Here is a 26002-nt window from a genome sequence, read left to right on the forward strand (position 1 = left end):
CGCGGGCATGTACATCGCGGCAAGCCGTACCTCGGACCTGGCTTCCGGGACCGACCGCAAACCGGCGCTGAAGCGGGTGTCCGCCAACGTGGTGGCGCTCGGGATGGTCAGCCTGGTCACCGACGTCTCGTCGGAGATGGTCACCGCCGTCCTCCCGCTCTACCTGGTGCTCGGCCTCGGCCTGAACCCGCTGCAGTTCGGGCTGCTCGACGGGCTCTACGCGGGCGCCACCGCGGTCGTGCGGGTGCTCGGCGGGCACCTCGCCGACCGGTGGCGGCGGCTCAAGGCCGTCGCCGGGTTCGGGTACGGCTTGTCCGCGGTGTGCAAGCTCGGCCTGGTCGCGGCCGGCTCGTCGGTCGCGGCCATCGGCCTGGTCCTCGCCGCCGACCGCACCGGCAAGGGGTTGCGCACCGGCCCGCGTGACGCGCTGATCTCGCTCAGCAGCGAGCCGGCGGCCCTCGGCCGGTCGTTCGGGGTGCACCGGGCGATGGACACCGTCGGCGCGTTCCTCGGCCCGCTGGTGGCGATGGCGGTGCTCGCGCTGAGCCTCGGCAGCTACCCGAGCGTGTTCGTCACCAGTTTCTGCATCGCGGCCGTCGCCGTGCTGCTGCTGGCCCTGTTCGTCCGCGACCGGCCCGGCAGCGCCGACCGCGCGGCGGTGTCCGCCAGAGCCGCCCTCGGTCTCCTCAAGCAGCAGGACTTCCGGCGCGTCGCGCTCTGGGCGGCCCTGCTGGGACTGGTGACGGTCGGCGACTCGTTCGTCTACCTCGTCCTGCAGCGGCGCTGGGAGATCGCGGCGACGTACTTCCCGCTGCTGCCGCTGGGTACCGCCGGGGTCTACCTGCTGCTGGCCGTGCCGCTCGGCAAGCTCGCCGACCGCGCCGGCCGCTGGCCGGTGTTCCTCGGCGGGCACGCGGCACTGTGCCTGGCCCTGGTGCTGCTCTGCGGCCCGCAGGCGGGGCTGTGGCTCGCCGTGGTCGCGCTCGGCCTGCACGGGGTGTTCTACGCGGCCACCGACGGCGTCCTGATGGCCGCCGCCGGCCCGCTCATCCCGGCCGGCCTGCGCGCCACCGGGCTGGCCGTCGTGCAGACGGGCCAGGCCGTGGCCCGGATGCTCTCCTCCGTCCTCTTCGGACTGGCGTGGACGCTGGGGACCTGCGTCCCGCGGTGCTCGTCGCCGCGGCCTGCCTGGCCGCTGTCGCCATCGCCGCCGCCCTCGCGAAACCGGTGCGCCCGTGAAGAAACTCGTCCTCGCCCTCACCGGCACGGCCCTCCTGGTCGCCGCGGCCGTCACGTACACGGTCAGCGCGCGGCACGGCACCGCGGCCGCCGAACCCACCGCCGCGTTGACCCTCGCGCCCGGGCAGCTGCTGTTCCGCGACACCGCCACCGGCCGCGTCGGCGCCGTCCCGCTCGGCGAAACCACGGCGAAACCGCAGCTCAGCGGCCTGAAGTGCGACCGGTTCGCGGTGGCGGGGCAGACGGCGGTGTGCCTGGCGGTCCGGCCCGGCACCCTCCCGGCGATCACGGACGTCCTCGTCCTCGACGACCACCTCGCCGTCCGCCACACCGAAACAGTGCCCGGCACCCCGAGCCGCGCGCGTGTCTCACCCGACGGCAAGCGCGTCGACTGGACGCTGTTCGTCACCGGCGATTCCTATGCGCAGACCGGCTTCTCGACCCGCGCCGGGCTCTACGAGGCCGACACCGGACGGCTGGTCAAGACGATCGAGGAGCTCCCGGTGTTCATCGGCGACGAGCGGTACTTCGCGGCCGACGTCAACTACTGGGGCATCACCTTCGCCGCCGACGGCAACCGCTTCTACGCCACCCTCGGCAGCAAGGGCAAGACGTACCTCGTCGAAGCCGACTACCGGCGCTACCGCGGGAAGACCCTGCGCGAGAACGTCGAATGCCCCTCGCTGTCCCCGGACGGCCAGCGGATCGCGTTCAAGAAGAAGGTCGGCGACGGCGCCTGGCGGCTGGCCGTCCTGGACCTCGCGAGCATGCGGGAGACCGAGCTCGCCGAGACCCGCAGCGTCGACGACCAGGCCCTCTGGCAGGACGACCGGACGATCCTGTACGGGCTCGACAACGCGGTCTGGGCGGTTCCGGCCGACGGCTCCGGCGCGCCGCGGCGGCTGGTCGGCGGGGCGGCGTCGCCGGCGGTCACGGGGTGAGGTCCACCGGCTTCACGCTGTGGCCGCGGGCCCGGGACCGCGCGGCCGCCACGGCGACCGCGAAATAGACCAGCTGCTCCGGGATCCGGAACCAGAGCGGCACGTCCGCGGCGTGGACGTTGGCCGGGAGCAAGCAGGCGAACAGCGCGGCCAGGCACCACCCGGCGGCCACCCGCGTCCGTTCGAGGACGAGCCCGAGCGCGCCGAGCAGCTCGAGCACACCGGTGGCGGACACGACCGCCGAGGGGAACGGCACGAACGGCGGCACCATGGCCACGAGGTCGTCGTGGCCGGGCATGAACCCGAGCCCGCTCGGCACGAAGTGCGCGGACGCCGTCACCACGAGCATCACCGCGAGCCCGTGCGCGGCGGCCACTCGCCACGAAGGGAACCGCAGCCGGAACAGCAGGCTCGCCACCACGAGAACGCCGAGGATCATGACGTGATGTCCAGGCTGAGGCTGTCGCCTACGACGGTCATCGACTCGAGTCGCGTGACCGGGCCGCGGACGATCTCCAACCGGGCGTCGCCCACCGTGAACACCGATGCGCCCGCCACGCCGAGCAGCCGTGCGTAGCGGTCCACGATGGCGTCGAAGTCGGCGTCCGTCGCCGAGATCCGGACCGTGGCCAGGGACCGGGCGCCGTTCGGGTGCTCGACACCCCGCGTGTACTCCCGTGTGAGGTGCTGGGCGACGCCGATGTACCCCTCCGGCGTCGAGCGCGGATCGAGGTGCACCGCCCGTGCCCGCAGCGTCCGCCCGCCCTCGACGTTCCGCTCCAGATCCAGGACGCCGGAAGCCGGGATGCCCGGCACGGACAGGGCCGCGGCATCGGGCGTCTCGAAGTTGAGGATCCGGAAGCCGGTGCCCATTTCGCGGGCGTGCCAGGGGTCCGGCGCGGTGTCGTCGACGATGCCCAGGAGCTCGATGTAGGCGTTGCCGAGGTAGACGCACTGGTTGGCGGTGCAGCTCGGCATCGGCGGCGACCCGGGGGAAGCGCTGAGCAGGTGCCGCGAGCGCGGGCTCACCGTGAACCCGAGCGCGGCGTACCGGGCGGCGAGGCCGTCGAGGTCGCGGGTCACGACACCCATGTGGTGAAAGCCGGTGATGGTCATGGGCCGAGCCTGGCCCGGCGGCCCGGGCCGGAGCCCGTGGCGGACGGCGCGGCGCCGGAATCCGGCACGCTCCTATCCTGGCCGGGTGGAATCCGTCAGCCTCGACGACCTGGACCGGCGGCTCCTGCACGCCCTCCAGCTGGACGCGAGGGTGCCGTTCAGCCGGATCGCCGAAGTCCTCGCCGTCTCCGACCGCACCGTCGCCCGCCGCTTCACCCGGCTCCGCGAAGCCGGGGCCGTGCGGGTCAGCGCGGTGTCCCGGGGACCCGCCGAGTGGCTCGTCCGGCTGCGCGTCCGCCCGCACGGCGCCGCCGCGCTCGCCCGGGCCCTGGCCGAGCGCGCCGACACCGCGTGGGTGACACTCCTGTCCGGGGACACCGAGATCGCGTGCCTGCTCCGCACGTCCGGTGCGCTGGGCGAGCTGAGCCGGCACCCGCACGTCACCGACGTCCGCGCGCAGCAGTTCCTGCGGTCGCTCATGGACGGCTGGTGGCCGGGCCGGACTTCGGCCCTCACGGCGGAGCAGATCGCTGCACTGCGCGAGCCGGGCCCCAGACGGTCCGAACTGGAGCCGGCCGACCTCGACCGGCGCCTGCTGCCCGCCCTCGCCGCCGACGGCCGGGCGCCGTACGCCGATCTCGCCGGGCGCGTCGGCTGGTCCGAGTCCGCGGTGCGCCGCCGCCTCGACGAGCTGCGCCGCGCCGGTCACCTGCGGTTCCACGTCGAGGTCGACCCCGCGCTGTACGGCTACCGGACCCAGGGCCTGCTGTGGCTTTCCGTCGCGCCGAAGCACCTCGCGAAGGTCGCCGACGAGCTGGCCGCGGACGCCCGGACCGCGCACGTCGCCGCGACCACGGGCAGCCACAACCTCCTCGCCGTGCTGGTCTGCCGGGACGTGGACGACCTGTACGGCTACCTCACCGACCGCGTCGGCGCCCTCCCGGGCGTCCAGGGCATGGAGACGGCGACCGTCGGCTCGTACACCAAGCGGTTCGCGCCCGCTCAGGACTCCAGGTAACGCAGCTGGGCGCCCTTCCCGCGCTCGAAGCCCTCCCGGCCGGCCAAGTGCTCGGGCACGCCGACCTCCCACCAGGCACCGGCTTCGGTCCACGCCGACGGCTGCGTCTTCACCACGACGACCGCCGGCCGCTGCTCCGAGACGGCCGATTCGCGGGCCGAAGCGTAGGCAGAACGCAGGGAGTCCACATCGGACGCGGTGAACACCACGCACCCCAGCGACTCCGCATGGCGCGCGAAGTCGACCCGCGGCGGCGAAGCGTGCGAAGTCGTGCAGTCGGCGTAGAAGTTGTTGAACGGCTTCCCGCCCTGACCCTCCTGCAGCCGCGCGATCACCGCGTACCCGTCGTTGTCGCAGACGACGGCGACGAACGGGTGACCGGCGAACGCGGCCGAGAACAGCTCCGAATTCAGCATCAGGTACGAGCCGTCACCCAGCAGCGTCGTTACCAGGCCCGGGTGGGCGATCGCCGCGCCCCACGCTCCGGACAGCTCGTAGCCCATGCAGGAAAACCCGTACTCGACGTCCATCGAGACCGAGCCGGACCCACGCCAGCCGCCGATGAGCTCGCCCGGCAGCCCGCCGGACGCCGTCATGACGTAGTCGTCGGCCGCCGACAGGTCGTTGACCACGCCGACGACCTGGGCGTATGACGGGAGCTCCGCGGCTGCGGAACGGAGTGCATCGATGTGCGCGTCCCACGAAGCCCGTTCGGCCGCGGCCCGGGACGTCCACGCCGGGTCCACCCGCCAGCTTTCCAGCTGAACGGCGAGGTCCGTCAGGCCCGCGTCCGCGTCCCCGACCACCGACAGCGCGCCGTGCTTGACCGCGTCGAACCGGGCCGCGTTGAGCGACACCAGCCGGACGTCGGGGGAGAAGACCGTCCAGGACGCCGTCGTGAAGTCCTGCAGCCGCGTCCCGACCGCGAGGACGACGTCCGCGGCCGCCGCGACGACGTTCGCCGACGTCGAGCCGGTGATGCCCAGCGGACCCGCGTGCAGCGGATGCCCGTGCGGGACCAGCGTCCGGCCCGCCGTCGTCTCCACGAGGGGGATCCCGTGCCGCTCGGCGAACTCGAGCGCGCGCTGCCCGGCACCGGAGTACCGGACGCCCCCGCCGAGCACCATCAGCGGGCGGCGGGCGGCACGCAGCACCCCGGCCGCCTCGGTGACCGAGCGCCGGTCCGGGCGCGGACGCTGCGGGCGGTGCGTCACCGGCTCGAACAGCGCGTCCGGGAAGTCGTACGTCTCGGCCTGGACGTCCTGCGGCAGCGCCAGCGTCACCGGCCCGGCGTCGGCTGGGTCCGTCAGCACCCGCGCGACCTGCGGCAACGTCGAGATCAGCTGCTCGGGCCTGCTGATCCGGTCGAAGTAGCGCGAGACCGCGCGGAAGGCGTCGTTCACCGTCGCGGTCGCGTCGCCGAACGGCTCGATCTGCTGCAGCACCGGGTCCGGCGCCCGGTTGGTGAACGTGTCGCCCGGCAGCAGCAGCACCGGCAGCCGGTTCGCGTGCGCGACGCCGGCCGCGGTCACCATGTTCAGCGCGCCCGGCCCGATCGACGACGTCACGACGCCGACCTGCCGCCGGTGCGTGGCCTTCGCGTACCCGACCGCGGCGAGCGCCATGCCCTGCTCGGTGTGCCCGCGCCAGACCGGGATGTCCCCGCGGTGTTCCTCCAGCGCGGTGCCGAGGCCGAGGACGTTGCCGTGCCCGAAGATCGCGAACACCCCCGGGAACAGCGGAACCTCGCGTCCGTCCAGGGTTTCCGAGCGCTGGGCGAGGATCCAGCGGACCAGCGCCTGAGCCGTCGTCAGCTTCACTGCACACGCCCTTCGTGACTCGTGACCGGACACCGCGGGTCGAGATCCTGCGCCGCCCACGTGTCGCGGACCCAGCCGTGCGCCGGGTCGTCGCAGAACGCCATGGACCGCTCCTCGGCCGGCCCGGCCAGGACGTTCAGGTAGTACATCGGGTAGCCCGGCGCGGCCACGCACGGCCCGTGGTAGCCGCGGGGGATGAGGAAGACGTCGTGGTCGCGCACGGCGACGTCCTCGTCCAGCTCGCCGTCGGCGGTGTACGTCCGGTGCAGGCCGAAGCCTTCGCGGGACGGCGTGACGCCGTCGCGGCCGGCGATGCGGAAGTAGTAGATCTCCTCGTTGACGACCTCGCACTCGGTCGCTTCATCGTGCTTGTGCGGCGGGTACGACGACCAGTTGCCGCCCGGCGTGATCAGCTCGCAGGCGTTGAGCTTGTCGGCGTGGTCCCACACCCCGGGCACGCCGAAGTTGGTCACCTGCCGCGTCGCCTGTCCGGCGCCACGCACCTCGACCGGGACGTTCTCCGCGGGACCATACGCAGGTGAGAGACGGCGGGTGCAGCGCGCCATCGGCAGCGCGACCTCGAGACCGTCTTTTGTCGACAACTCGACTTCGGCCTCCCGGGGTACGTACGCGAAGTCCGTCACCCGGGTGAAGGCCGAAGACCGCCCGGCCAGCTCGAAGGCCTCGCCGTCCACCCGGACGGTCGCGGAACCGGAAAGCGGCAGCACGAAGGCCTCGAACTCGCCGGTGTGCAGGATCCGCACTTCGCCGGGGGCCAGCGAGAGCACCCGCAGCCCGGAGTACCGCCACCCCGCGGTGTCCGGGGTCAGCCGGACCGGGTCGGCGTCGTCGGAGAGTGTCCCGAGTGGACGGTGCAGCTTGCTCACTTCGCGGCCTCCAGTGTCTTTGCGGCGGCTTCGGCAGCAGCCCTGGCGTTTCCGCCGAGCTGGGTACGGCCCACGACGAGGCCCTTGACGGCCCCGTGCCGCAGCAGGACGGCGGCCGAGCCGGTGGGTGGCACCGTCGACATCGCGACCAGCAGCCGCTCCGGCAGCGTTCGCCGACCGAGGGGGGCGTCGGCGGCGACCAGGAACAGGGTGCCGTTGTCGGACAACAGCCGGGGACGCCGTTTGCGGGTCGCGTACGCCTGGCGGATCGCTCCCGGGTTCGTGGCGCGGGTGTGCTCCGTCCAGCGCTCGTCGGAGAGCATCACAGCAGCTCCTCGATCTCCCCGGCGGTCGGCATGGCGTCGGCGCAGGCCAGCCGGGACGCGACGAGCGCGCCCGCCGCGTTCGCGTACTCCGCGATCCGCACCGGGTCCCAGCCCGACAGGAGCCCGTGGATCAGCGCCCCGCCGAAGCCATCGCCCGCGCCGAGCCCGCAGACGACCTCGACCCGCTGCGGCGACACGGTCCAGCGGCCGTCCGGAGTCGCCACGAGGACCCCTTCGGCGCCCTTCTTGATCACCGCCAGGCGCAGCCCCCGGTCCAGCATCCGGTCCGCGGCGGCGTCCGGGTCCGCGGTGCCGACGGCGACCTCCACCTCTGCGCGGTTCCCGACCGCGACCGTGACGTGGTCGAGCATCCCGCCGATCTCGGTTCGCGCGCCGGCGACGTCAGGCCAGAACATCGGCCGGTAGTCCAGGTCCAGGACGGTGTGTTGCCGGCGGCCCCGGGCTTCGAGGATCTTCCGCTGGGTCGCCCGCGCCGGTTCCGCGGAGACGCCGGTGCCGGTCACCCACAGCAGCGGCACCGACTCGACGACGTCCCACGGCACGTCGTCGTCGGTGAGCGTGAGGTCGGGCGCGATGGGGGAGCGGTAGAACAGCAGCGGCGGGTCCGCGGGCGGGTTCAGCTCGCAGAACACCACCGGAGTCTGGAGGTGTGGCGACGTACCGACGTGCGCCGAAGACACGCCGAAGCCTTCCAGTGCCTGCCGGACGTAGTCGCCGAAGCCGTCCGGGCCGACCTTGGTGAGCACCGCCGTGCGCCGGCCGAGCCGCGCGGCGGCGACCGCGACGTTGGTCGCGGTCCCGCCGAGCGACTTGGCGAACGTGCTGACCTCGGCCAGGGGCACGCCGCTCTGCTCGGGGTAGAGGTCGACGCCCACCCGGCCGATCGTCAGCGCTTCGAGACTCACGCCTTCTCCACCTGCCGCAGCTCGTGTTCGAGGGCTTCCAGCTCGGCTCCGCCCGCCATCTGCCGGGTGAGCTCGCCGATGTCGATCTCGGACTTCTCGTAGTGCCCGAGCGCGGCACCGCGCTTGAGCAGCAGGAACCGGTCGGCGACGGGGTAGGCGTGGTGCGGGTTGTGCGTGATCAGCACGACGCCGAGCCCGCGGTCACGGGCCTGGGCGACGTACTTCAGCACGACTCCGGCCTGCTTGACGCCCAACGCGGCCGTCGGCTCGTCCAGGATCAGCACCTTCGCACCGAAGTACACCGCCCGCGCAATCGCGACGCACTGGCGCTCACCGCCCGAGAGCGTCCCCACCGGCTGCTCGACGTCCCGCAGGTCGATGCCCATGTCGGACAACGCCTTCTTCGTCGTCTCGCGGCCTTTCTTCCGGTCCAGCATCTTGAACGGGCCGAACCCGGTCGTCGGCTCGGAGCCGAGGAAGAAGTTCCGCCAGACGCTCATCAGCGGCACCACGGCGAGGTCCTGGTAGACGGTCGCGATGCCGCGATCGAGGGCCTCTCGCGGCGACGAGAACCGCACGGGCGCGCCCTCGACGAGGAATTCGCCCCGGTCGTGCTGGTGCACCCCGGCCAGGATCTTGATCAGCGTCGACTTCCCCGCGCCGTTGTCGCCGAGCACGCAGGTCACCTCGCCCGCGTTGACCACAGTGGACACATCGCGCAGCGCGATCACGCTGCCGTAGGTCTTCCCGATGTCCTTCACTTCCAGCAAGCTCATCGGCGTACCCTCTCCGCGCGGCGCCGGAAGGCGTTGTTGACCAGGACCGCGGCCAGCAGCATGACGCCGAGGAAGAGCATGAACCAGTCGCTGTTCCACTGCGCGAACACGATGCCCTGGCGCGCCATGCCGAAGATCAGCGCGCCGATCGCCGCGCCCACCGCCGAGCCGAACCCGCCGGTGAGCAGGCAGCCGCCGATCACCGCGGCGATGATGTACTGGAACTCCAGCCCGATGCCCTGGTTCGCCTGCACGCTGGCGAAGCGCAGGATGTTGATCGAGCCGACCAGCCACGCGCCGAGGGCGGTGCCCATGAACAGCAGGATCTTCGTGCGCACCACCGGCACCCCGACCGAGCGGGCCGACACCTGCGACCCGCCGACCGCGAAGATCCAGTTGCCGAACCGGGTCCGCACCAGCAGCCACGCGGCGATCGCCGTGACGACGATCCACCAGACGATCGAGGACTGGAACTCCGTGCCGCCGATGTCGAACGTGGACGCGAACAGCCCGCCGGCCGACTCGTAGCCGCTGGTCGAGCGCATGCCCGACACCTGGACGGTGTTGGTGACCAGCCGCGTCACGCCGAGGTTGAGCCCCTGCAGGGCCAGGAACGACCCCAGCGTGACGATGAAGCTGGGCAGCCCGGTCTTCATCACCAGCCACCCGTTGAACGCGCCGACACCGAGCGCGAAGACCAGTGACGCGGCCAGCGCGAGCCAGACGTTCCAGCCCGCCTGCGTCGCCAGGATCGCCGTGACCAGCGACGTCGACGCGGTCATCACCCCCGCGGACAGGTCGAACTCGCCGCCGACCATGAGCAGCGCGACCACGACGGCCATGATGCCCAGGGTCGAGGAGTCGTCGAGCCAGGTCGCCACGCCCAGCGGGCTGAGGAACTGGCCGGTGACGACGGAGAAGAAGACGAACACCAGCACCGCGCCGAGGAGCGCGCCGATCTCCGGCCGGACGACCAAGCGGTCGGTCAGACTCTTCTTCGCGACGCGCTCGTCGGGTTGGGCCTGGATACCACCGGCCGTTGGGGGGTCCAGGGGGGCTTGCCCCCCGGCCGGGGTCTGGGGCTCGGCCCCAGAAGACGCTGCGGTCATCGCGTGCCGCGCTGCGCGTACGGGGCGATCGTGTCGATGTTGGTCTTGTCGACGAAGCCCGGGCCGGTCTGGACCGGCTTGCCGCCGCCGATGGTGTTGCCGTTCTCCTTGTACAGCTTCAGGAACACGATCGGCAGGTAACCCTGCTCGTACTGCTGCTGGTCGACGGCGAAGAGGATGCTGCCGTCCTTGATGGCCGCGACGACGTCGGCGTTCAGGTCGAAGGTGGCCACTTGGGCCTTGGAGCTCGCTTCCTTCGCCGCGGCGACGGCGCGGGCCGCGACCTGCGAGTTCAGCGCCAGCACGGCGTCGATCGACGGGTCGGACTGCAGCGCGCCGCGGATCCGGGCCTGCGCGTCGGTCGGGTTGGAGATGTCGACCTGCAGCGTCGTGACGTTGCCGAAGGACTGCTTCGCGCCGTCGCAGCGCTGGTTCTGGCCGATGTTGCCGGCCTCGTGGATGACGCACAGCAGCTTGGTCTTGCCGGCCGCCTTGAGCCGCTGGCCGGCGCCCTGGCCCGCGAGGCCTTCGCTCTGCCCGACGTGCGCGATCGCGCCGAACTGGGCGCTGAAGTCCTCGCCGGAGTTGATGGTGACGACCGGGATGCCGGCCTTCACCGCGTTCTGGATCGACGTCTGCAGCGCCTGCGGGTTGGCCATCGAGACGACCAGGCCGCCGACCTTCTGCGCGACCGCGTTGTCGATCAGCCGGGCCTGGTTGCCCGGGTCGCCGTCGGAGAAGTAGTCGACACCGACGTTGAGGTCCTTGCCTGCCTGCTCGGCGCCGTTCTTCACGACGTTCCAGAAGGCGTCGCCGGCGCTGCCGTGGGTGACCACGGCGACCTTCAGCGGGCCACCCGTGCTGGGCGCCGCGGCCGACGAGCTGCCGCTGGCACTGGTGTTCGAGTTGTCGGCCGTCGGGCCGCTGCAGGCGGAGAGGACCAGCCCGGCGGCGGCGATCGCCGCCACGCCGGCCAGCTTCTTGAAGGAAAACACAGTCACTCCTTTGGGACCAGGTTTCTAGAGGGAGTCGGTGATCTTCGCGAGGTGGGCCAGGCTGCGCTCGGTGTCCCGCCGGGGTACGTCGTCGGGGCTCGCGTCGCCGAGGGCGGTGTCCTGTTCGAGGACGTACCAGCCGTCGTAGCCGGCGGCCTGGACGGAGCGCACCATGGCGGCCACGTCCACGTCGCCCTCGCCGAGCGGGGTGTACATGCCCCGCCCGACCGCGTCGGTGTAGCCGAGCCGGCCCGCGCGGACCTCGGCCGCCAGGTCTTCCCGGACGTCCTTGAGATGCACGTGCCCCACCCGTTCGGGATACCGCTTCGCCAGCTCCACCGGATCCGTCCCGCCGATCATCAGGTGCCCGGTGTCGAGGCACAACCCGAGATCGGAGTCGGCGAGGAAGCGCTCGACCTCGGCCTGCTGCTCCACGTGCGTCCCGACGTGCGGGTGCAGCACCGTGCGCAGGCCGTGGGCCGCTGCGATGTCGCGGATCTTGCCGGCGGTGTCGACCAGCGTCGCCCACTCGGCGTCGCCGAGCCGAGGGCGGTCGTCGTAGCCGTCGAGGCCGGTCGCGGCGGCGAGGACGAGGACGTCACCCCCGCAGGCGGCGAAGAGCGCGGCGGATTCTTCCGCTTCCTTGAGAGCGTTCTCCTGGTTTTCGTGGAGGACGACCGCGAGGAAGCCGCCGACGAGTGTCAGGTCGTATCCCGCCAGCAGCTCCCGCAGCTCGGCGGGGTCGCGCGGGAGGTACCCGGGCGGGCCCAGCTCGGTGGCCTGGACACCGAGCGCCGCCATCTCGCCGAGCACGGTCGCCGCGTCCAGCACCCGGCCCCAGCCCGGGACTTCGCAGACGCCCCAGGAGATCGGGGCGGCGGCCACGCGGATCGTCGCTGTCACAAGGGCCTCCGTTGGTCCGTTGGAGCGCTCTATTGATTAGAGCGCTCTAATCTTGTAGCGTCCGTCACAGCAAGTCAAGGCTGAGTTTTCCGAGATCAGGGGAGGTGCGCATGGCGCGTCCGACCATGGAGGACGTCGCGGAACGGGCCGGAGTTTCCCGCGCACTGGTCTCCCTGGTGATGCGGAATTCACCCAAGGTGTCCGACGCGCGGCGCGCGGCGGTGCTGCGCGCGGCCGAAGAACTCGGCTACCAGCCGCACGTGATGGCGCGGTCCCTGGCCAGCCGGACGTCCACCGTGCTCGGCGTGATGGTCAACGACCTGCGCAACGCCTTCTTCGCCGACGTCGTCGAGGGGCTCGACGCCGCCGCACAGGCCGCGGGCTTCGACCTGATCCTCAACACGGGCGGCCGCAGTCCCACCCGCGAGTGGAACGCCCTGCACAACCTGCTTTCCTTCCGCCCGGCGGGGATCATCCTGCTTTCGCCGGTCGTTCCGGCGGCGTCGATCCGGATCGCGGCCAAGCAGTGCCCGGTCGTGCTGGTCTCGCGGACGATCCGCTCGTCCACGGTGGACACGGTGAACGACGACGGCGAGGCCGGGTCCGCGCTGGCCGTCGACCACCTCGTCGGCCTCGGGCACCGGCGCATCGCCCACCTGGACGGCGGGGGTGCGGCCGGGGCGGCCCAGCGGCGCCGCGGGTTCCAGTCGGCGATGCGGCGGCACGGGCTGGAGCCGATCGTCGTCCGCAGCGAGCACACCGACACCGGCGGCGAGAAGGCGGTGCGCGAACTGCTGGCGACGTACTCGCGGCTCGACCTGCCGACCGGGCTGGTGGCGGGCAACGACTTCAACGCCGTCGGGGCGATCTCGGCGCTGGAGGAAGCCGGGCTGCGGGTGCCCGAGGACGTCTCGGTCGTCGGCTACGACAACACGTCCTTGGCCGCGCTGCGGCACCTCTCACTGACCACGGTGGACCAGCCACGCACCGAGATGGGGCGGCTGGCCTTCGAAGCGCTGATCGAGCGCGTCCGCGGGGAGCGCACGGAGCCGGTCCGGCACCTGCTGCACCCGTCCTTGGTGGTCCGGGCGACCACTGCCGAGTTTCTGATCCGGCCAAAAGCAGGCCGACCTCCGAGCGGCACGTAATCGTTGCTGCGAAGTCATTCGGCCGTGGCTGTGGCCGGATCGGAAACCATCAGCACAGTCTGCGACAGGAGGAACATCACGATGAGGTTGGGATTGGCGGGCACCGGCCGGATCGGTACCGCGCACGCGGAGACGCTGAACGGCTTCGAGGAGGTCGAATCGGTCGTCGTGGCCGATGTCGACACCGCGCGTGCCGCTTCCGCCGCCGCGAAGCTCGGCGTCGAATCGGTGTCCCTCGACGAGCTGTTCGCCGCGGGTCTCGACGGGCTGGTCGTCACGGCGGCCACGGACGCGCACCCCGGCCTGATCATCGCGGCGGTCGACGCGGGCCTCCCGGTGTTCTGCGAGAAGCCGGTGGCCGCGGACATCCCGGGCACCCTGGCGGTGATCGACCGCATCGGCGCCTCGGACGTCGCCGTCCAGATCGGTTTCCAGCGCCGTTTCGACGCGGGCTACGCGGCGGCCCGGGCGGCGGTCGCGTCCGGCGAGCTGGGCCGGCTGCACACCTTGCGCGCGACGACGTTCGACCCGGCGCCCCCGCCGGCGGAGTACGTGGCCCACTCGGGCGGCTTGTTCCGCGACTGCGGCGTGCACGACTTCGACATCATCCGCTGGGTGAGCGGCCGCGAGGTCGACGAGGTGTACGCGATCGGCGCGAACCGCGGCGAGCAGTTCTTCCGCGACGCGGGCGACGTCGACACGGCGGCGGCGACGCTGACCCTGGACGACGGCACGCTGGCGACGGTGTCGCTGACCCGCTACAACGGCGCGGGGTACGACGTGCGCCTCGACGTGCTGGGTTCGGTGTCGGGCGTGGTGGTCGGCCTGGACGACCGGGCCCCGCTGCGGTCGGTGGAGCCCGGGGTGGCCCCGCTGCCGGGCCCGGCGTACCCGGGCTTCATGGAGCGCTTCCGCCCGGCGTACACGACGGAGCTGCGAGCGTTCCTGGACGTCGTCGCGGGCCGGGCACCTTCACCCTGCGGGGCGGCGGACGCGTTGGAGGCGTTCTACATCGCCGAGGCCTGCGAGGTGTCGAGGAGGGAACGGCGTCCGGTGAAGCTGGCGGAGGTCCGCCGGTAGCCGGAACTCACGCCGGTCGCGGGGCGGAGGGCCTTCGGCGAAATGCGCTCGCGCCGCACGCGGATCGACGCGAAACTGCGAGCGTGACCTGCCTGACGCCGTTGGACGAGGCCGCCTTGGCGCGCCTGCTCGAAGCTGCCGAGGCCGGGGCCGATCCCCGGGAAGTGATGCCCCCGGTCGAGGGGCCACCGGGCTGGACTTCCGTGCGCCGCGCCGCGTTCCTGGCGTTCCACCGCGCCCGCTCGCTGGACCCGGCGACGGCGGTGGAACGCACGTGGGTGATCGACGTCGACGGAACCGCGGTCGGCGCGGCCCGCCTGGAGCGCCACGGCGAGGCAGTCGAGGCGGGCATCTGGCTGAGCAGGGCCGCCCGCGGCCGGGGGATCGGCAAGCAGGTGACGGCGTTGCTGCTGGCCGAGGCCCGCGCGACCGGCGCGGCGAGCTTCATCGCCTCCACGACCGCCGACAACCGCGGCGCGCGGGCACTGCTGGGCGGGATCGGCGCCGACCTCACCACCGAGGGGGACGAGGTCGCCGCCGTCCTCCCGCTCAGGCCGTGACCCGCCAGTGCTCCACGATCCGGCCGTTGCGCAGCCGCTCGATCTGCATCTGCCGCGCCGGTTCCGGGCCGAAGCCGTGGACCAGCAGGTGCGCGGCCACGAAGTCCCCGTCCGCCAGCAGGTGGATCTCCTCGAAGCGCAGGTCCGGCGCCTGCCGCCGCAGGTCCTCCACGATCGGCTTCAGCCCCGCCGGCCCGCGTGGCAGGTCCGGCAGGCTCGGACTGTGGTTGACGTACTCGGGGTCGATCAGCTCGTCGAACGCGTCGAGGTCGCCGCGGTTGAAGGCGTCCAGGTAGCGGCGGATGACATCGATGGTGGTCATGGCGCCCAGGCAACCAGCGTCCTGGCCCGAACGGAAATACCCCATTTATGCTGAAGGCGTATGAATGGGTTCGAGGCTTTCGTCGCGGTCGCCGAGGAGTTGCACTTCGGCCGCGCCGCCGACCGGCTGGGGGTCAGCCAGCCGACGCTCTCGCGGGCCGTCGGCGGGCTCGAACGCGCGCTCGGCGTGACGCTCTTCGCACGCACCACCCGCCGCGTCGCCCTGACCCCCGAAGGTGAGGCGATGCTGCCCGACGCCCGTACCGCCGTCGACGCCGCCCGAGCCGCGCGGCGACGGGCCCGTCGGGCCGGGTCGCTGGTCGTCGTGTCCAAACCGGACGGTGACGCCGGCCTTCTGCCCGGGATCCTCGAAGGACTCGGCGAACCCGTCCAGTTGCTCTTCGCGACCACGGGCGACGAGGCCGCAGGCATGCTCCGCGACGGTCGCGGTGACGTCGCGCTCGTGGCCGCGCCCTTCGACCGCACCGGGCTCGACGTCGAGCAGGTCCACGCCGAACCGCGCGTCGCCGCTCAGCCGCGTGGCCGGGAAGCGACGACGTTGGCGGAAGTCCTCGCCCTCCCGGCCGTCACGTGGCCCGGCGTCGACGAGCGCCTCGACGCCTACTACCGCGCCCGCGACCCCGAGACCCTCGCCCGGTTGACCGATCCGCCGCCCGCCACCGCCGGGCGGGCGGCGAAGGACCTCGCCGAGGCGCTGCGGCTGGTCGAACTCGGCCGGGCGGTGACGTTCCTGCCGCGGTCGGTGGCCCGCCGCTACCCCCGCGAAGGCATCGCCTACCGCGAGCTGGACGGGCTCAGCGAAGCGCGGCTGCAAGTGGCCTGGCCGTCGACGTCCCGATCGCCGCGCGTGGCCGCCTTCGTCCGGACGGCCACGCGCCCGCGATAGCTCAGTCGAGCTGCAGCTCCGGGGAGTACATCTCGATCCAGTGGTACAGGTCGAGCAGCCGGTCCAGGCCGATCCGGTCGGCCGGGGCCATGGTCGCCGAGTCCACTTCGGACACCCGGTGCGCCCACGACCGGTCGACCAGGCCGAAGACGGCGTGGCCCGGCTCGGCCAGGACCTCCTTGGCCTGCTGCTGCAGCGCCGCCGCGTAGCCCGGGTCCTGCGTCGACGGGTACGGGCTCTTCACCCGCTGGGCCACCGACTCCGGCAGGACGTGCTTGGTCGCGTGCCGCAGCAGGCTCTTCTCCCGCCCGTCGAACGTCTTCAGGGACCACGGCGTGTTGTAGACGTACTCGACCAGCCGGTGGTCGCAGAACGGCACCCGGACCTCCAGGCCCACCGCCATCGACGCGCGGTCCTTGCGGTCCAGCAGCATCCGCACGAACCGGGTCAGGTGGAGGTGGCAGATCGTCCGCATCCGCGCCTCGGCCGCGGACTCGCCGTCCAGGTGCTCGACCTCGGCGACCGCCGAGCGGTACTGGTCGCGGACGTAGGACTCCAGATCCACCTTCCCCATCAGCTCGGGGGTGTAGATCGACGTCCGGTCGGTCATCATCGCGCTGCGGAAGGCGATCCACGGGAACATGTCCGCGTTGACCGAAGCCTCGTCGAAGAACCAGCGGTAGCCGCCGAACACCTCGTCGGCCGACTCGCCCGACAGGGCCACCGTCGACTCACCGCGGATCGCCTTGAACAGCAGGTACAGCGATGTGTCCATGTCGCCCAGCCCCGCCGGGATGTCCCGGGCCCGCAGGACCGCGCGCCGCACCTCCGGGTCGGTCAGCTCGGCCGGGTTCAGCACGACGTCCTGGTGCGCGGACCCCACCAGCGAAGCGACGTCGCGGACGAACGGCGAGTCCGCCGTGTCGCGCATCTCGTCCGGCTTGAAGTTCTCCTCCTGGCCGAAGAAGTCGACGGAGAACGTCCGCAGCCGCTCGCCCTGCTCCGCCAGACGTGCCGCCGCGAGCCCGGTGACGGCGCTCGAGTCCAGGCCACCCGACAGCAGGACGCAGCGGGGGACGTCGGCAACGAGCTGGCGATCGACGATGTCGGTCATCAGCTCGCGGACGCGGGCGACCGTCGTCTCCTGGTCGTCGGTGTGCTGCTTCGCGTCCAGCTTCCAGTACGTGCGGGTCCGGACGCCTTCGCGGGACACGGTGACGATCGTGCCCGGCCGGACCTCCTCCATGCCCTTCCACAGCGACCAGCCCGGCCGCTTGGTGAACGCCATCAGCTCCCGCAGGCCATCGGTGTCGACGACCTTCTCGGCCAGCGGGTTCGCCAGGATCGCCTTCGGCTCGGACCCGAACAGCACGCCGTCGCGGGTCGGGTAGTAGTAGAACGGCTTGATGCCCATCCGGTCGCGGATCATGACGAGCCGGTCGTCGCGCTCGTCCCAGATCGCGAAGGCGTACATGCCGTTGAGGTGGTCGACGACCGCGTCGCCCCACTGCAGGTAGCCGTGCAGCACCACTTCGGTGTCGCTGTCGGTCTCCCACTTGTGGCCGAGCTTCGTCAGCTCTTCCTTCAGCTCGGTGAAGTTGTAGGCCTCACCGCTGTAGACCATCGCGATGTCGCCGTTCGGCGTCGAGACGGTCATCGGCTGACGGCCGCCGGGCAGGTCGATGATGGCCAGCCGCCGGTGGCCGAGCGCGACGTGCCGGCGCACCCAGGTGCCCGAGTCGTCCGGCCCGCGGCAGGCCATCGTGCCCGTCATGGCGTCGACGACGTCCTGGCGGCGGGTGAGGTCGGCGTCGTAGGAAACCCAGCCGGCGATACCGCACATAGCGAAACCCCTCCCAGAGAATGCTTAGCTGATACAACTATCGGTAACCCAGGTGTAACACGACCCGAAGATCTTGTCTGCCCGAATTGCACGTTCCGCACCTGTTCGATCACGCGTTGTGTCGCTTGTCACTGACCGGCTACCTGCAGTGAGAAGAGGGCAAACGCTTGCGTGACCGCCGCCACCAGCCGTCAAGGTGGCGTAAATGCGCGTCAGGAACGCATCAAGGCGCCATCAGCCGGCCATCGCGGCGCCTCCCGGGACCGCACAGTGACGTCGTCCCCGGTCACCTGACCCGGTGACCTGTCCTGAGAGGTGCCTGTGGCCGACTTGCTCTACGCCGTTCTGCTGATCGGCGTTTTCGTGGTGCTGGCGCTGGTGCTGCGCGGCTTGGAAAAGCTGTGAGCGGCGCCGGAACCGTGGCCGATGTGGTGGGCGGGTTGCTCGCGCTCGGCCTGCTCGTCTACCTGTTCGTCGCCTTGATCAGGCCGGAGAAGTTCTGATGCGCCCCGACGTGCTTTTCCCCGCGGAGGGGCTGAAATGACCGACACGTCGGCCGGGCTCATCCAGCTCGGCCTGCTCCTCGCCGCCCTCGCCGTGGTCTACCGACCGCTCGGCGACTACCTGGCGCGCGTCTTCTCCAGCGAGAAGCACCTCAAGCTCGAGAAGGGCCTCTACCGGCTCTTCCGCGTCAACCCGGACTCCGAACAGCGCTGGCCGACCTACGCCGCCGGCGTGCTCGGGTTCTCGTTCGTCTCGGTCGTCCTGCTCTCCCTGCTGCAGCGCCTGCAGCCGCTCCTGCCGTGGGACCTGGGACGTGGCTCGGTCAGCCCCGGTGTCGCGTTCAACACGGCGATCTCGTTCGTCACCAACACGAACTGGCAGTCCTACGTCCCCGAGACGACGATGGGCCACTTCGTGCAGATGGCCGGGCTGACCGTGCAGAACTTCCTGTCGGCGGCCGTCGGCCTGGCCGTGGCGATCGCGGTGACGCGCGGTTTCGTCCGGGCGAAGACCGACCGGCTCGGCAACTTCTGGGTGGACCTCACCCGCGGCACGGTCCGCGTGCTGCTGCCGATGGCGTTCGTGTTCGCGCTCGTGCTGGTCGCGCTCGGCGTCGTGCAGAGCCTCAAGGCGGGTGTCGCCGTGACGAACCCGGACGGCAGCGGGAGCACCATCGCTCTCGCCCCGGCGGCGAGCCAGGAGGCGATCAAGGAACTGGGCACCAACGGCGGCGGCATCTTCAACGCCAACTCCGCGCACCCCTTCGAGAACCCCACCGCCTGGTCGAACCTGGTCCAGCTGTTCCTGATCCTGGTCATCCCGGTGAGCCTGACCCGCGCGTTCGGCACGCTGGTCGGCAACCGCCGCCAGGGGTACGTCCTGCTGAGCGTGATGGGCCTGCTGTGGGCCGCTTCGCTGGCGCTCATCTGGTGCTCCGAGGCCTTCGCGGACAATCCGGCGGCCCGGGCCGCGGGCGCGAGCATGGAAGGCAAGGAGCAGCGCTTCGGCATCGGGCTGACGTCGCTGTTCGCCGACACCACCACCGGGACGTCGACCGGCGCGGTGAACGGCGCCCACGACAGCCTGTCCGGGCTCGGCGGCGGGGGCCCGCTGCTGAACATGCTCTACGGCGAGATCTCGCCCGGCGGCGTCGGCACCGGCCTCTACGGCATCCTCGTGCTGGCGATCATCGCGATGTTCCTGGCCGGGCTGATGGTCGGGCGCACGCCGGAGTACCTGGGCAAGAAGCTCGGCAAGCGCGAGGTCACCTGCGCGGCGATCGCGATGCTGGCGATGCCGACCGTGGTGCTCCTCGGCTCCGGGATCGCGCTGCTGCTGCCGGGCACGGCGGGCGCGCTGGGCAACTCCGGCGCGCACGGGCTGTCCGAGGTGCTCTACGGCTACGCCTCGACCGGCAACAACAACGGCAGCGCGTTCGGTGGCCTGACCGCGACGAGCGACTGGTTCCAGTCGTCGTTCGCCGTCGCCATGGCGTTCGGCCGGTTCGTGCCGATCCTCGCCGTGCTCTGCCTGGCCGGTTCGCTGGCCGCCCAGCGCAAGGTGCCCGAGACCGCGGGCACCCTGCCCACCACCGGGCCGCTGTTCGCCACCTTGCTCACCGGCACGGTGGTGCTCGTCGCGGCCCTCACGTTCATCCCGGCGCTCGCGCTCGGGCCCATCGCGGAGGCACTCGCATGACCGTCACCGAAGAACGACCCCAGGTGGCTCCCGCCGAACCCCCGAGCCGAGTCGGTGCCGGCGTCTTCAGCCCGCGCCAACTCTGGACGTCGCTGCCGGAAGCGCTGCGGAAGCTGAACCCGAGGCACCAGCTCGGCAACCCGGTGATGTTCGTGGTCTGGGTGGGCTCCGCGCTCACCACCGTCTTCGCGGTCACCGACCCGAGCGTGTTCACCATCCTGGTCGCCGTCTGGCTGTGGTTCACGGTCCTGTTCGCGAACCTGGCCGAGGCCGTCGCGGAAGGGCGGGGCAAGGCCCAGGCCGAGAGCCTGCGGCGGTCGAAGAAGGAGACCGTGGCCCGCCGGCTCACCGGATCCGGAGAAGAACAGGTCCCCGGCGTCGAACTGAAGATCGGCGACCTGGTCGTCGTCGAGGCGGGCCAGGTGATCCCGGGTGACGGGGACGTCGTCGAAGGCATCGCGACCGTCGACGAATCGGCCATCACCGGCGAGTCGGCCCCGGTCATCCGCGAGTCCGGCGGCGACCGCAGCGCCGTCACCGGCGGCACGACCGTGCTGAGCGACCGGATCGTCGTGCGGATCACCACCAAACCGGGCGAATCCTTCGTGGACCGGATGATCGCGTTGGTGGAGGGCGCTTCCCGGCAGAAGACGCCGAACGAGATCGCGTTGACCATCCTGCTCTCGACGCTCACGATCATCTTCCTGCTCGCCGTCGTGGCGCTCCAGCCGATGGCCCGCTACTCCGGGGCCGAGCAGTCGGTGATCGTGCTGACCGCGCTGCTCGTGTGCCTCATCCCGACGACGATCGGCGCGCTGCTGAGCGCGATCGGCATCGCCGGGATGGACCGCCTGGTCCAGCGCAACGTCCTGGCGACCAGCGGCCGCGCGGTGGAGGCCGCGGGCGACGTCTCGACGCTCCTGCTCGACAAGACCGGCACGATCACCTTCGGCAACCGCCGCGCCACCGAGCTGATCCCCGTGGGCGCGTCCACTCCCGGGGAACTGGCCCGGGCCGCCCGGCTCGCCAGCCTCGCCGACGAGACTCCCGAAGGCCGCAGCGTCGTCGAGCTGACGGCGGACCACGCGGGGCAGGACGAGCACGGCGAGTTCGTCGCCTTCACCGCGCAGACCCGGATGAGCGGCATCGACATCGGGACCCGGCGGATCCGCAAGGGGGCGGCTTCCGCGGTCCGGGCGTGGGTGCGGGACAACGGCGGCGAGTTCCCCGGCGAGACCGAGCGGGTGGTCGACGAGATCAGCGCCCAGGGCGGCACCCCGCTGGTCGTCGCCGAGGAAACCACCGTGCGAGGCGTGATCCGGTTGTCCGACGTGGTCAAGCCGGGCATGAAGGAGCGCTTCGCCGAACTGCGGTCGATGGGCATCAAGACGGTGATGATCACCGGCGACAACCCGCTCACCGCGAAGGCGATCGCCGCGGACGCCGGCGTCGACGACTACCTCGCCGAAGCCAAGCCCGAAGACAAGATGGCGCTCATCAAGCAGGAGCAGGAGGGCGGCCGGCTGGTCGCGATGACCGGCGACGGCACCAACGACGCCCCGGCGCTCGCGCAGGCCGACGTCGGCGTCGCGATGAACACCGGCACCTCGGCCGCCAAGGAGGCCGGGAACATGGTCGACCTCGACAGCGATCCGACGAAGCTGATCGAGATCGTCGAGATCGGCAAGCAGCTGCTGATCACCCGCGGCGCGCTGACCACCTTCAGCGTCGCCAACGACCTCGCGAAGTACTTCGCCATCCTGCCCGCGATGTTCACCGGCATCTACGCCCAGCTGGGCGGGCTGAACATCATGCACCTGGCCACGCCGAAGTCGGCGATCCTGAGCGCGGTCATCTTCAACGCGCTGATCATCGTCGTGCTGATCCCGCTCGCCCTGCGCGGCGTGCGGTACAAGCCGTCGTCGGCCTCGGCCCTGCTGCGCCGCAACCTGCTCGTCTACGGCCTCGGCGGGATCGTCAGCCCCTTCCTCGGGATCTGGCTGATCGACCTGCTCGTGCGCCTCATCCCCGGAATCGGGTGAAACCGTGAACACTCTCGTCAAGCAGACCTGGGCCGGGCTGCGGGTCCTCGTCGTGATGACCGTCCTGCTCGGGATCCTCTACCCCTTGGCGGTGTGGGCCGTCGCGCGCATCCCCGGTCTCGCGGGGAACGCCGAAGGCTCGATCGTCACGCAGAACGGCCGGGCCGCCGGGTCGTCACTGATCGGCGTCGACCCGGTGCCCGCCGACCCGGCGCACGACCCGTGGTTCCACACCCGGCCCTCGGCGGCCGGCCCGGACATGCCGTCGGGTGCGTCCAACAAGGGCCCGGACAACGAAGATCTGGTGAAGGCGATCGAGCAGCGCAAGGCGTTGATCGCCGCACGCGAAGGCGTGTCACCCGATCAGGTGCCGCCGGACGCCGTGACGGCGTCGGGTTCGGGACTGGACCCGGCGATCAGCGTGGCCTACGCCGGCCTCCAGGCCGCGCGCGTGGCGCGCAACACCGGTTTGCCCCTCGACCGGGTGAAGCAGCTGATCGAGCAGAACAGGAGCGGAGCCGGGATCGGCGTCCCCGGCGTGAATGTGCTCCCGCTCAACTTGGCCGTGCGCGCCGCGGCCGGAGGGGCACACTGACACCGTGACCACCGAAAACGGCAAGCCGCGCCGAGGGGAACTGAGGATCTACCTCGGCGCGGCTCCGGGCGTCGGCAAGACCTTCGCCATGCTCGGCGAAGCGCGGCGGCGCCTCGCCCGCGGCACCGACGTCGTCGTCGGGCTGGTGGAGACGCACGGCCGCGACAAGACCGCGGAACTCCTGGACGGCCTGGAAGTGCTTCCGCGGCGCCAGGCCGGGCACCGCGGCCGCGACTTCGACGAGATGGACCTCGACGGCGTCCTGGCCCGTGCCCCCGAGGTCGCCGTCGTCGACGAACTGGCGCACACCAACGTGCCCGGTTCGCGCAACGCCAAGCGCTGGCAGGACGTCGAGGAACTGCTGAACGCCGGCATCGACGTGCTCTCCACGGTCAACGTGCAGCACCTGCAGAGCCTCAACGACGTCGTCGAGCGGATCACCGGCGTCACGCAGCAGGAGACCGTGCCGGACGAGGTCGTCCGCCGCGCCGAACAGCTGGAGCTGGTCGACATCACGCCGGAGGCCCTGCGGCGGCGGCTCGCGCACGGCAACGTCTACCCGGCCGAGCGGATCGACGCCGCCCTCGGCAACTACTTCCGGCCCGGCAACCTCACCGCCCTCCGGGAACTGGCGCTGCTCTGGGTGGCCGACCAGGTCGACGTCGCCCTCCAGCGCTACCGCGCCGAGCAGCGGATCACCGACACCTGGGAGGCGCGCGAACGGGTCGTCGCCTCGATCACCGGCGGCCCGGAGAGCGAGACGCTCATCCGCCGGGCCAGCCGGATCGCCACCCGCGCCGGCGCCGAGCTGCAGGTGGTGCACATCCTGCGCGGCGACGGCCTGGCCGGCATCAGCCCGGTCGCGATGGCCCGCTGCCGCAAGCTCGCCGAGGAGGTGGGAGCGACGTTCCACACGGTCGTCGGCGACGACGTCCCGGCCGCTCTGCTGGACTTCGCCCGTGGGGTCAACGCGACCCAGCTGGTCATCGGGACCTCGCGGCGCTCCCGGGTGGCGCGGCTGTTCGACGAGGGCATCGGCGCCTCGGTGGTCCGCCGGTCGGGACCGATCGACGTGCACATGGTCACCCACTCCGAGGCCGGCGGGCGCCTGCGGACCGGGCTGACCGCGAGCCCGCTGGGGTCCTCGCGGCTGGTGACGGGCTGGGTGCTGGCCGTCGTGCTGCCGGTGCTGGTCACCCTGGTCGGCGTCTTCCTGCCCACCGGGCTCGACTTCGCCACCGACGTCATCGCCTACGTCCTGGTCACGGTCGTCGTCGCCCTGGTCGGCGGCCTCGGCCCGGCACTGCTCGCGGCCGTGCTGGGCGCCGGCCTGCTCAACTTCTTCTTCACGCCCCCGCTCTACACGCTCAACGTGCACACCCCGCAGAACCTCGTGACGCTGATCGCGATGGTCGTGGTCGCGGTGCTGGTCGCGCTGGTCGTCGACCAGGCCGCGCGCCGGGCCGCGCAGGCCGCGCGGGCGCGGACCGAAGCCGCGCTGCTGGCGTCCTACGCCCGGACCGTGCTCACCCACGCGAACCCGATCGAGCGGCTGCTGGCGAAGGTCCGCGAGAACTTCGCGCTGACGTCGGTGACGCTGCTGGAGAAGCAGGACGGGGTCTGGCAGTGCGTGGCGACCGCGGGGGAGCACCCGTGCGCCGACCCGGACGAGGCTGATGCCGACATCGCCGTCACTGCCGACGTCCACCTGACCCTGCGCGGCCGGGCGCTGCCGGCGGCCGACCGGCGGGTGCTGGAAGCCGTGGCGGGGCAGGCGTTCCTGGCCCTGCGGCAGCAGCGGGCCGCCGCGGCGGCGGCGCGTGCCGAGCGCAAGGCCGAGGCGACCGAGCTGCGCACGACGTTGCTCTCGGCCGTCGGGCACGACCTGCGGACGCCGCTGACGTCGATCAAGGCCTCGATCGGCAGCCTGCGTGCCGCGGATCTGGATTTGTCCGAAGAGGACACCGCGGAGCTGATGGAGGCCATCGAGCTGTCCGCCGACCGGCTCGCCGGCCTGATCGACAACCTCCTCGACTCCTCGCGGCTGGCCACCGGGGCGGTCCGCCCGCACCTGCGCCCGGTCGGCTACGACGAGGTCGTCGCGCATGCGCTGTCCAATGTGGACGGATCGGACGACGTCGTGGTCGCGGTCGACGACCGGCTGCCGTCGGTGCTGGCCGATCCCGGCCTGCTGGAACGGGTGGTGGCGAACGTGCTGGACAACGCGCTGCGCCACGGTGTCGACGAAAGCGGTGCCGCGCCGGTGTCGGCCCGGGCCAGCGCGCACTCCGGCCAGGTCGAGCTGCGGATCGTCGACCACGGCAAGGGGCTGCGCAAGGGCGCCGCGGACTCGGCGTTCGCGCCGTTCCAGCGGCTCGGCGGCGACCGGGACACGACTCCGGGCGTCGGGCTCGGGCTGTCGGTGGCGAAGGGGTTCACCGAGGCGATGGGCGGCACGATCCGTGCCGAGGACACCCCGGGCGGCGGGCTCACGGTCGTGGTTTCGCTCCCCGCGTTCAGCGTGGAGTTCGAAGAGGAGGGGGTGCGATGAGCGACCCGGGCGCCACCGTGCTGGTGGTGGACGACGAACCGCAGATCGTGCGGGCCCTGCGGATCAACCTGACCGCCCGCGGCTACAAGGTGATCACCGCGCACGACGGCACGGCTGCTTTGAAAGCGGTCGCCGAGACCAAGCCCGACGTCGTCGTGCTCGACCTCGGCCTGCCCGACCTCGACGGCACCGAGGTGATCGCGGGCATGCGCGGCTGGACGACGGTCCCGATCATCGTGCTCTCGGCGCGCGGCGACTCGGCGGACAAGGTCGAGGCCCTCGACGCGGGCGCCGACGACTACGTGACGAAGCCGTTCGGCATGGACGAGCTGCTGGCTCGGCTGCGCGCGGCGGTCCGCCGCTCGGCGGTGGCGGGCGCGGACGACGCGGACGCGGTGGTGGACACGGCGTCGTTCAGCGTGGACCTGGCGGCGAAGAAGGTCCGCCGCCACGACGGCGTGGAGGTCCACCTGACGAAGACGGAGTGGGGCGTGCTGGAGCTGCTGGTCCGCAACCGCGGCCGGCTGGTGGCGCAGAAGCAGCTCCTGCACGAGGTGTGGGGCCCGTCGTACGAGACGGAGTCCCACTACCTGCGGGTGTACCTGGCCCAGCTGCGGCGCAAGCTGGAACGGGAGCCCTCCCGGCCCCGGCACCTGCTGACCGAACCGGGGATGGGCTACCGCTTCGAGGTCTGACC

24 protein-coding genes and 1 pseudogene are annotated in these 26002 nt (G+C 71.8%); 13 read left to right on the top strand and 12 right to left on the bottom strand.

Annotated features, from left to right (window positions below):
- The first annotated feature begins 7 nt into the window (after positions 1 to 7).
- Together QRY02_RS47115 and QRY02_RS47120 are read left to right on the top strand one after the other, a co-directional pair.
- A pseudogene (locus QRY02_RS47115) lies at positions 8 to 1239 on the top strand (MFS transporter).
- A complete protein-coding gene (locus QRY02_RS47120) occupies positions 1236 to 2180 on the top strand; it encodes a TolB-like translocation protein (protein WP_285989166.1) in 945 nt (314 codons plus the stop codon). Before QRY02_RS47115 ends, QRY02_RS47120 begins: the two are co-directional and overlap by 4 nt.
- Here QRY02_RS47120 and QRY02_RS47125 read toward each other — a convergent pair.
- Together QRY02_RS47125 and QRY02_RS47130 are read right to left on the bottom strand one after the other, a co-directional pair.
- Complete coding sequence (locus QRY02_RS47125; RefSeq protein WP_285989167.1) at positions 2170 to 2619, bottom strand: DoxX family protein; 450 nt, start codon at positions 2617 to 2619, stop codon at positions 2170 to 2172. The two genes, QRY02_RS47120 and QRY02_RS47125, sit on opposite strands and share 11 nt — an antisense overlap.
- Positions 2616 to 3296: a VOC family protein gene (locus tag QRY02_RS47130; RefSeq protein ID WP_285989168.1), complete on the bottom strand. Its 681-nt coding sequence runs from the start codon at positions 3294 to 3296 to the stop codon at positions 2616 to 2618. Before QRY02_RS47130 ends, QRY02_RS47125 begins: the two co-directional genes overlap by 4 nt.
- Positions 3297 to 3381: 85 nt before the next feature.
- Here QRY02_RS47130 and QRY02_RS47135 point away from each other — a divergent pair, with 85 nt between their 5' ends.
- A complete protein-coding gene (locus QRY02_RS47135; protein ID WP_285989169.1) occupies positions 3382 to 4314 on the top strand; it encodes an Lrp/AsnC family transcriptional regulator in 933 nt (310 codons plus the stop codon).
- Here QRY02_RS47135 and iolD read toward each other — a convergent pair.
- From iolD to QRY02_RS47175, 8 genes are all read right to left on the bottom strand, one after another.
- Positions 4299 to 6134 carry a 3D-(3,5/4)-trihydroxycyclohexane-1,2-dione acylhydrolase (decyclizing) gene (gene iolD, locus QRY02_RS47140; protein WP_285989170.1) on the bottom strand — a complete coding sequence of 612 codons (1836 nt, stop codon included), beginning with the start codon at positions 6132 to 6134 and terminating at the stop codon, positions 4299 to 4301. The genes QRY02_RS47135 and iolD overlap by 16 nt on opposite strands.
- Positions 6131 to 7021, bottom strand: coding sequence for a 5-deoxy-glucuronate isomerase (gene iolB, locus QRY02_RS47145; protein WP_285989171.1), 891 nt, complete (start codon positions 7019 to 7021; stop codon positions 6131 to 6133). Before iolB ends, iolD begins: the two co-directional genes overlap by 4 nt.
- Positions 7018 to 7344 carry a hypothetical protein gene (locus QRY02_RS47150; RefSeq protein ID WP_285989172.1) on the bottom strand — a complete coding sequence of 109 codons (327 nt, stop codon included), beginning with the start codon at positions 7342 to 7344 and terminating at the stop codon, positions 7018 to 7020. The genes iolB and QRY02_RS47150 overlap by 4 nt, the downstream gene beginning before the upstream one ends.
- Positions 7344 to 8273 carry a 5-dehydro-2-deoxygluconokinase gene (iolC, locus tag QRY02_RS47155; protein ID WP_285989173.1) on the bottom strand — a complete coding sequence of 310 codons (930 nt, stop codon included), beginning with the start codon at positions 8271 to 8273 and terminating at the stop codon, positions 7344 to 7346. The genes QRY02_RS47150 and iolC overlap by 1 nt, the downstream gene beginning before the upstream one ends.
- Positions 8270 to 9049 carry an ATP-binding cassette domain-containing protein gene (locus QRY02_RS47160; protein WP_285989174.1) on the bottom strand — a complete coding sequence of 260 codons (780 nt, stop codon included), beginning with the start codon at positions 9047 to 9049 and terminating at the stop codon, positions 8270 to 8272. Before QRY02_RS47160 ends, iolC begins: the two co-directional genes overlap by 4 nt.
- Positions 9046 to 9987 (bottom strand): ABC transporter permease, encoded by a 942-nt coding sequence (locus QRY02_RS47165; protein ID WP_387048008.1) that lies wholly within the window; start codon positions 9985 to 9987, stop codon positions 9046 to 9048. The genes QRY02_RS47160 and QRY02_RS47165 overlap by 4 nt, the downstream gene beginning before the upstream one ends.
- 167 nt (positions 9988 to 10154) lie before the next feature.
- Positions 10155 to 11153: a sugar ABC transporter substrate-binding protein gene (locus QRY02_RS47170; RefSeq protein ID WP_285989175.1), complete on the bottom strand. Its 999-nt coding sequence runs from the start codon at positions 11151 to 11153 to the stop codon at positions 10155 to 10157.
- Positions 11154 to 11177: 24 nt separating this feature from the next.
- A complete protein-coding gene (locus tag QRY02_RS47175; RefSeq protein ID WP_285989176.1) occupies positions 11178 to 12056 on the bottom strand; it encodes a TIM barrel protein in 879 nt (292 codons plus the stop codon).
- 110 nt (positions 12057 to 12166) lie between these two features.
- Between QRY02_RS47175 and QRY02_RS47180 the strand changes: the two genes are divergently transcribed.
- The 3 genes from QRY02_RS47180 (at position 12167) to QRY02_RS47190 (ending at position 14844) form a co-directional block, all read left to right on the top strand.
- On the top strand, positions 12167 to 13204 hold the full coding sequence (locus QRY02_RS47180) for a LacI family DNA-binding transcriptional regulator (protein WP_285989177.1): 1038 nt from the start codon (positions 12167 to 12169) through the stop codon (positions 13202 to 13204).
- 81 nt (positions 13205 to 13285) lie between these two features.
- Positions 13286 to 14284, top strand: a complete 999-nt coding sequence (locus QRY02_RS47185) for a Gfo/Idh/MocA family protein (protein WP_285989178.1) — start codon at positions 13286 to 13288, stop codon at positions 14282 to 14284.
- 83 nt (positions 14285 to 14367) lie between these two features.
- The gene (locus tag QRY02_RS47190) at positions 14368 to 14844 is read left to right on the top strand and encodes a GNAT family N-acetyltransferase (protein WP_285989179.1); all 477 of its coding nucleotides are present in this window, start codon (positions 14368 to 14370) and stop codon (positions 14842 to 14844) included.
- Here the strand turns inward: QRY02_RS47190 and QRY02_RS47195 are convergent.
- The gene (locus tag QRY02_RS47195) at positions 14834 to 15166 is read right to left on the bottom strand and encodes an ester cyclase (RefSeq protein ID WP_285989180.1); all 333 of its coding nucleotides are present in this window, start codon (positions 15164 to 15166) and stop codon (positions 14834 to 14836) included. The genes QRY02_RS47190 and QRY02_RS47195 overlap by 11 nt on opposite strands.
- 60 nt (positions 15167 to 15226) lie before the next feature.
- Between QRY02_RS47195 and QRY02_RS47200 the strand changes: the two genes are divergently transcribed.
- Positions 15227 to 16072 carry a LysR family transcriptional regulator gene (locus QRY02_RS47200; RefSeq protein WP_285989181.1) on the top strand — a complete coding sequence of 282 codons (846 nt, stop codon included), beginning with the start codon at positions 15227 to 15229 and terminating at the stop codon, positions 16070 to 16072.
- A 1-nt stretch (position 16073) separates the two neighbouring features.
- Here the strand turns inward: QRY02_RS47200 and asnB are convergent, their stop codons facing one another.
- A complete protein-coding gene (gene asnB, locus QRY02_RS47205; protein ID WP_285989182.1) occupies positions 16074 to 17915 on the bottom strand; it encodes an asparagine synthase (glutamine-hydrolyzing) in 1842 nt (613 codons plus the stop codon).
- A gap of 401 nt (positions 17916 to 18316) precedes the next feature.
- On the opposite strand from asnB, the gene kdpF reads away from it, so the two are divergent.
- The 6 genes from kdpF to QRY02_RS47235 are packed head-to-tail and all read left to right on the top strand — an operon-like array spanning position 18317 to position 26000.
- Positions 18317 to 18418 carry a K(+)-transporting ATPase subunit F gene (gene kdpF, locus QRY02_RS47210; RefSeq protein WP_103337465.1) on the top strand — a complete coding sequence of 34 codons (102 nt, stop codon included), beginning with the start codon at positions 18317 to 18319 and terminating at the stop codon, positions 18416 to 18418.
- Between the two features lie 37 nt (positions 18419 to 18455).
- Positions 18456 to 20117 (top strand): potassium-transporting ATPase subunit KdpA, encoded by a 1662-nt coding sequence (gene kdpA / locus QRY02_RS47215; protein ID WP_285989183.1) that lies wholly within the window; start codon positions 18456 to 18458, stop codon positions 20115 to 20117.
- Positions 20114 to 22159, top strand: a complete 2046-nt coding sequence (gene kdpB / locus QRY02_RS47220; protein WP_285989184.1) for a potassium-transporting ATPase subunit KdpB — start codon at positions 20114 to 20116, stop codon at positions 22157 to 22159. Before kdpA ends, kdpB begins: the two co-directional genes overlap by 4 nt.
- 4 nt (positions 22160 to 22163) lie before the next feature.
- Positions 22164 to 22754, top strand: coding sequence for a potassium-transporting ATPase subunit C (locus QRY02_RS47225; RefSeq protein WP_285989185.1), 591 nt, complete (start codon positions 22164 to 22166; stop codon positions 22752 to 22754).
- A 4-nt stretch (positions 22755 to 22758) separates the two neighbouring features.
- Positions 22759 to 25305 carry a sensor histidine kinase gene (locus tag QRY02_RS47230; protein WP_285989186.1) on the top strand — a complete coding sequence of 849 codons (2547 nt, stop codon included), beginning with the start codon at positions 22759 to 22761 and terminating at the stop codon, positions 25303 to 25305.
- Positions 25302 to 26000: a response regulator gene (locus QRY02_RS47235; protein WP_285989187.1), complete on the top strand. Its 699-nt coding sequence runs from the start codon at positions 25302 to 25304 to the stop codon at positions 25998 to 26000. Before QRY02_RS47230 ends, QRY02_RS47235 begins: the two co-directional genes overlap by 4 nt.
- The last annotated feature ends 2 nt before the right edge of the window (positions 26001 to 26002 follow it).

The sequence above is a fragment of the Amycolatopsis sp. DG1A-15b genome (assembly GCF_030285645.1).
In the GTDB taxonomy this organism is placed as follows: domain Bacteria; phylum Actinomycetota; class Actinomycetes; order Mycobacteriales; family Pseudonocardiaceae; genus Amycolatopsis.